4 protein-coding genes and 1 pseudogene are annotated in these 5,948 nt (G+C 69.3%); 4 read left to right on the top strand and 1 reads right to left on the bottom strand.

Annotation, left to right across the window (positions count from 1 at the left end):
- The 4 genes from ACJ8AT_RS18960 to ACJ8AT_RS18975 form a co-directional block, all read left to right on the top strand.
- Window positions 1-1,149: TonB-dependent receptor plug domain-containing protein (locus ACJ8AT_RS18960; RefSeq protein ID WP_407739170.1), on the top strand; the 1,149-nt coding region annotated here is incomplete at its 5' end.
- Window positions 1,146-2,765, top strand: a complete 1,620-nt coding sequence (locus ACJ8AT_RS18965; RefSeq protein WP_407739171.1) for an MXAN_6577-like cysteine-rich protein — start codon at window positions 1,146-1,148, stop codon at window positions 2,763-2,765. The genes ACJ8AT_RS18960 and ACJ8AT_RS18965, both read left to right, overlap by 4 nt.
- 9 nt (window positions 2,766-2,774) lie before the next feature.
- Entirely contained in the window at window positions 2,775-3,638 is an 864-nt protein-coding gene (locus ACJ8AT_RS18970) for an ABC transporter substrate-binding protein (protein WP_407739172.1), read from the top strand.
- A 55-nt stretch (window positions 3,639-3,693) separates the two neighbouring features.
- Entirely contained in the window at window positions 3,694-4,743 is a 1,050-nt protein-coding gene (locus tag ACJ8AT_RS18975; protein ID WP_407739173.1) for a FecCD family ABC transporter permease, read from the top strand.
- Between the two features lie 844 nt (window positions 4,744-5,587).
- On the opposite strand, the pseudogene ACJ8AT_RS18980 reads toward ACJ8AT_RS18975, so the two are convergent.
- Window positions 5,588-5,948, bottom strand: a pseudogene (locus ACJ8AT_RS18980) (response regulator); the annotation flags it as partial.

Raw genomic sequence — 5,948 nt, forward strand, 5'->3', positions numbered from 1 at the left:
CTCCCGGACGCGAGGCAGAGCACGGGGCGCGTGGCGACGAGCCTCCGCCTCTCGGGCGAGCTCGGAGGCGCGCGGGGATCCGCGAGGGCGTGGTTCCGGAGGGATCGCATCGGCCTGTCCGGTGGGCCGCAGGCAGAGCAGGGCGCCCAGGCCCAGCGGGTGGGCGGCGTGGAGCTGGAGGCGCGCAAGCTGCTGGGCGGCTGGCAGAGCCTCTCGGCGACGCTGACGGTGTCTGGCGAGGACGTGACGGACGCGGAGGGAAGCACGGCGGCGGATGCTCGCCCGAGCTGGCTGCACGTCAGCGCCATGGGCATGGACGAGCTGGTGCTGGCCGGAGGCCGCTTGGTCGTCGCGCCGTCGATGCGGGTGGAGCGCTCGGGGCCGTACACGCTGCTGTCTCCGAAGCTGGGGGCCACGCTGGAGCTGCCCGCGAACCTCGAGCTGCGAGCCAACGCCGGGCAGGCCCACCGCGCTCCCTCCTTCCAGGAGCTGTACGTGCGCCAGGGGCTGCTGCTGCCCAACCCCGCGCTCCGGCCCGAGCGGGCGCTGTACGCGGATCTGGCGGTGGTGCACCACACCGAGCACTCCATGGCCTCGGTGGGAGGCTTCTACAGCCTCTACGAGAACCTCATCGCCTATGAGCTGTATCCGCCCTTCGCCGCGAAGCCCTACAACTTCTTCGCCGCGAGCGTGGGCGGGCTGGAGGCCGAGGGCGAGTGGCGCCCGTACTCGTGGGTGGCGGGCACGCTGGGCTACACGCTGCTCGTCTCGCGCAACCTCCGGGATGATCCGCGCTACTACCTCAAGGAGCTGCCCTACCGGCCGCGCCACAAGCTGAGCGCGCGGGTGTCCGGTGGCCCTCGCTGGCTCACCGGGCGCGTGGAGGTGGCGGCGCAGTCCTCGCAGTTCACCAACCGCACCGAGGAGGCCGTGCTGCCGGGACGGACATTCGTCCACGCGGGGCTCTCGAGCACCCTCGGGCACGCCCCCGAACTGACCCTCTCCGTGGAGCTGAAGAACGTCTTCGACGCGCACGCCGAGGATCTCGACGGCTACCCGCTCCCGGGCCGCTCCGCCTACGTGACGTTGACGGCGGCGTTCGGCGGTCCTTCTTCCCCTGCTTCCCCACAAAGGACGGACTCGCGATGAGCAGCACGAGCAGCACACAGACCCAGAGGGAGCACCTGGCTCCCCGGTGGCTGGCGATGATGGTGGCGGCCCTCGGGCTGTTGCTGGAAGGGTGCCCGCAGACGGGCGCTGATTGTGGTGAGGGCCTCACGAGCTGCTTCGATCAATGTGTGGACCTGAGCAGCTCCACCACCCACTGTGGCTCCTGTACCCGCATCTGTGGACAGGGACAGGTGTGCTCCGAGGGAACCTGCCAGTGTCAGCAGGATGCCAGGCTGTGCGCGGGGGCGTGCGCCGTCGTCGCGTCGGATCCGCGCAACTGTGGAGCCTGCGGCCTCATCTGCGGCCAGGGCCAGGTGTGCGAGAGCGGCCAGTGCAAGGTGTCCTGCTCCCAGGGCCTCGCGCGCTGCGGTGACTCGTGCGTGGACCTCGCGAAGGACCCGGGGCACTGCGGCACGTGCGAGACCGCGTGCGGCGATGCGCAGAGCTGCCACTCGGGTGTGTGCACCTATGACGTCGTCGCGGCCTGCTTCAACACCGGCCAGGTCGTGGGCATCCAGGCGGGCACGACCCTCAAGGGCCCCAACCGCCCCGTGGGAGATCGCCCGCAGTCGGTGGCTCGCATGCAGGACGTGCTGCTGGTGCTCGACGCCGCGAAGAAGCTGCGCGAGGCCCGGCTGGTGGACTACGCCACCCTGCCCGCGGCGCCCGCCACGGATGATGCGCCCAACCAGGTGCTCGTCGAGGACCCCTACGTCTACGTCCTCAACTCCACCAGCAACACGCTCCTGGTGTTCCAGCGCAAGATCGAGCTGGGGGCGCTGACTGAGGGCACGCGCTTCCCGCAGGGGCTCGGGCTGGAGCCCGTGGCGCGAGTGGACTTCGGCGCCAACACCAACCCGTTCGGCATGGCCCGGCTCGGCACGGACCTGTGGGTCACGCTCTATGGCAACCTCGGAGGAGACGTGTCCGCCGGTGGCAAGGTGGCGCGGGTGAATCTGGCCGATCCGCTCCATCCCCAGCTGATGACGCCGTACATCCAGCTCCCGGGCGGTGAGGCGCTCCAGCCGTTCCAGGGCAGCAGCCCCATCCCCTCGCCCTCGGGCATCGCCGCGCTCCGGGGCCAGCTGTACGTGGCGCTCAACAACCTGGACCCGAACACCTACGGCTCGGGTGGCCCCGGCCTGGTCGCGCGCATCAACCCGCAGACCCAGGAGGTGAAGTACCTGCCGCTCGGGGACAACTGCCTCAACCCGGGCTGGCTCGCCCCCGTGGGGAACAAGCTGCTCGTGAGCTGCGCGGGGCAGGCCACCTATGACGCCAGCTTCAACCTCGTGGCCGTGGAGAAGACGTCCATGGTGCTGCTCGATGAGCAGGACGTGGTGGCCTCCGATCGGCTCATCGTCTGTCCGCAGAGCGGCGGCACTTGTGCCCTGCCGTCCGCCGGCCGCTTCGCCGTGGTAGGCAATCGGGCCTACGTGGGCGACAACAACGCGGGCCGCATCTTCGTCTTCGAGGTCGCCGGCTCGGCACTCACCGAGGTGCGCGGGCTCGATCCGGCCACGCAGCCGCCCATCCCCGCCTGCCAGCGGGAAGCGGGCTTCTCTCTCGTTGGCGATGTCGTCGCCATCCCGTAGGAGTCCTTCATGAGGATCCGCTTCGCTCCGTTGTTCCTGCTCGCCACGCTGGCGCTGTCTGGCGCGGCGGGTGCCGCCGACACGCAACACGCTCCCCGCTTCCTCGGGCCGAAGCGGGAGGGGAAGGTGCAGCGCGTGGTGACGATCGCCCCGTCCCTCACGGACATGGTGCTCTCCATGGGCGCGGGGGGCACGCTCGTCGGTGTCTCGCGCTTCGATACGGACAAGGCCGTGGCGGCGCTGCCTCGTGTGGGCGGGTTCGTGGATCCGTCCGTGGAGGCCGTCATCGCGCTCAAGCCGGACCTCGTCCTCGTCCAGCCGGGCCCTGGCAACCAGCGGCCCGTGGAGCGCATGGCGGAGCTGGGGATTCCCGTGCTCCTGCTGCCCCTGCACACCGTGGCGGACACGCTCGCCGCGATCCGCGCGGTGGGGCAGGCGCTCGGGCACGAGAAGGAGGCCGAGGCGATCGTCTCCCAGTTCGAGGCCACTCGGGCCCGGATTCGCGAGGCGGCCAAGAAGCTCCCCACGCCGCGAGTGCTCTTGGCCTACGGCTTCGAGCCCCTCGTCGTCGCCGGGCCTGGCTCCTTCGCGGACGAGCTGCTGCGGGATGCGGGGGCCCTCAACGTCGCGGCTGATGCAGGTTCGGCCTATCCCGTCTACTCCGTGGAGCGCGTGGTGCGAGCCCGGCCGGATGTGGTGGTGGATGCGGCGGATGTGGACGTGGGCAAGGAGAAGATCCAGGCTCTGCCCGGGCTGTCCGCCGCGCGGTGGGTGAAGATGCCATCCCTCGCGTTGCTGCAGCCGGGGCCTTCGCTGGGGCGGGGGCTCGAGGAGCTGTTCCGCCTGCTGCACCCGGACGTCCCGGTTCACTGATTCGATTCCAACGCCCGAGGTGGCCCGGCGTGTTCACGGAGTGGAGGAGAGCGGAGTGACACGCGAGGGCAGGGCATTGCGCGCCTCGCGGGTCCTGGGCCTGTGCGCCGCGGGGCTGGCGCTGACCGGGGTGGCGTTCGCCCTCGCCGTCCGGTTCGGCGAGCAGCCCATCTCCCTCTCCGCCGCGCTTGGGGAGCCTCAGTCCTCCGATGCCGTCATCTTCTGGTCCCTGCGCCTGCCTCGCGCGCTCCTGGGAGTCATCGTTGGGGCGGGGCTCGCGGCGTCCGGGGCCACGCTCCAGGGGCTGCTGCGCAACCCGCTCGCGGATCCGTTCGTGCTCGGCGTCTCCGGCGGTGCGGCGCTGGGCGCCACGCTCGCGATCGCCTTGGGGCTGGCCACCGTGGGGCAGGTGGCTCCAGGGCTCCTGGGAGGCTTCGAGCGGCTCTCGGGGCCCGCGCTGCTCGCGTTCCTGGGCGCGGGAGCCTCGGTGCTCTTCGTCCTCGCCGTCAGCCGAGGCCACTCCACCCGGGCTCCCTACGCCACGCTCCTCACAGGCGTCGTCTTCAACACCTTCGCCGCTGCCGCCATCACCCTCATCAAGGCGTTGTCGAACCCGGACCGGCTGGGGGAGCTTCTCTTCTGGCTCGCGGGGACGCTCGGCTACGAGCGTACGTCCACGCTCGGGCTCGCAGCGCTCCTCCAGGCCGTCGCGCTCGGCGTCATGGTGGCGCTCTCCGGAAGGCTCAACTTGATGATGCTGGGGGACGAGGATGCCGTGGCGCTCGGCGTTCCCGTGGCGCGCACGCGGCGGCTCCTGCTGCTGGCCACCAGCGCCAGCGTGGCCGGAGCCGTGGCGCTCACCGGGCTCATCGGCTTCGTGGGGCTCATCGTCCCGCACCTGCTGCGGCTCGCCTTCGGGCCAGATCAGCGGCTGCTTGTGCCGCTCTCGGCGCTGGGCGGTGCTGCGTTCCTGGTGCTGGCGGATCTGCTGACTCGGTTGTCCTACCCGCTCTTCGGCGGAGAGCCTCCCGTGGGCGTAGTCACCGCGCTGCTCGGAGGCCCGCTCTTCATCGCGCTGCTGTACCGGCGGGGCAGTGCCATGTAGGCGCAGAGGTGTGCCGTCGAGCAGATGAATGCGATAGCTCATTCAACATATGAACTCAATGGCAGGCTCTATCATGGCGGCAGCCGGTAAATGGCGCCTGCTCAAGACGGTCACCGAGAGTTCTTCATGAGAACAAGAAACCTACCCCTCGCACTCGCACTCGCACTTGCGCTTGTGCTGCCGAGTTGCGTGCGTCCGCCCAACTCTCCTGTCGCGCCAATAGAGGACGACAAGACGATTGTGTTCCCCTCATTCTTCGACCGCGCCGCTAAAACGGTAGGGGCCGAAGGGGGGACGTATGAACTTGACGGCGAAACACTCCGGGCAGTAACGATTGCCGCCAACGATCTCCTCCCTGTTGGTGATAAACCTCGGTCATGCCCCAATAGACAAGAAGCTTACTTCTACAGGGTGATTCGGCAGGGCAACATTGTCTTCGTTTATATTTACCAGAATCCGGGATATTGCGGCCCTGAGCAGTTGATGCTGGATTCCGGTGCGAAGTATGCGATCAGTACGGACGGTCGTATCCTCCGTCGTGTCCTTGATGGGCAACCTGATGGACCCGGCAGTTTAGAAACAGGTGACGATGGGGGCATGGGCGTTCCATCCAGGCCAGGAGTGACTCCTGCCTATGACGCCATCTGGAATCAATCCTCGCGCACTCAGCCGCGGGAGGCTCCGGACGGCGGCTTGTCGTGGCCACCGGATGGAGGCCCGGCGGACGCGGGGCCATAGATCCAACCTGTCAAAGCAGGCTCTCGTCATTCATTGGCAACTGGCGGTGTACTTCAGGGAGTTGGTTCCGCCAGCTGGGGCTGCCGCTGGCACGCTGCCGCCGGCGCTACCGGCCGCCGGCGGCCGTCGCTAATCGTTGTCCTCGCGTCAGCTCCTCGATGTCCACCATGCGCCTGCGGGTCTCGTGCTCCGTGAGGAAGACGCGCAGCGCATCCCGGATGAAGGGCAGCGACCGGGTGAGCTTGTCCGCGTCCAGGATCTCCGGATCCACGCTGGCCCGGTGGCACGCCCGCGCCACGGTGGTGGAGGCAATCACGGCCGACAGGCCGCTCCGCGCCACCACCTGATCAAACAGCGAGGCCGTCTCACGCTCGGGCCTGGCGGGCGAGCGCGACGCGGCCGCCGCGGGCAGCTCCGGATCCGTGTTCCGCCGCCGCAGCAGGTTGCGCACCTGGGCGCGCAGCAGC

It is taken from the genome of Hyalangium sp. (assembly GCF_045802625.1).
In the GTDB taxonomy this organism is placed as follows: domain Bacteria; phylum Myxococcota; class Myxococcia; order Myxococcales; family Myxococcaceae; genus Hyalangium.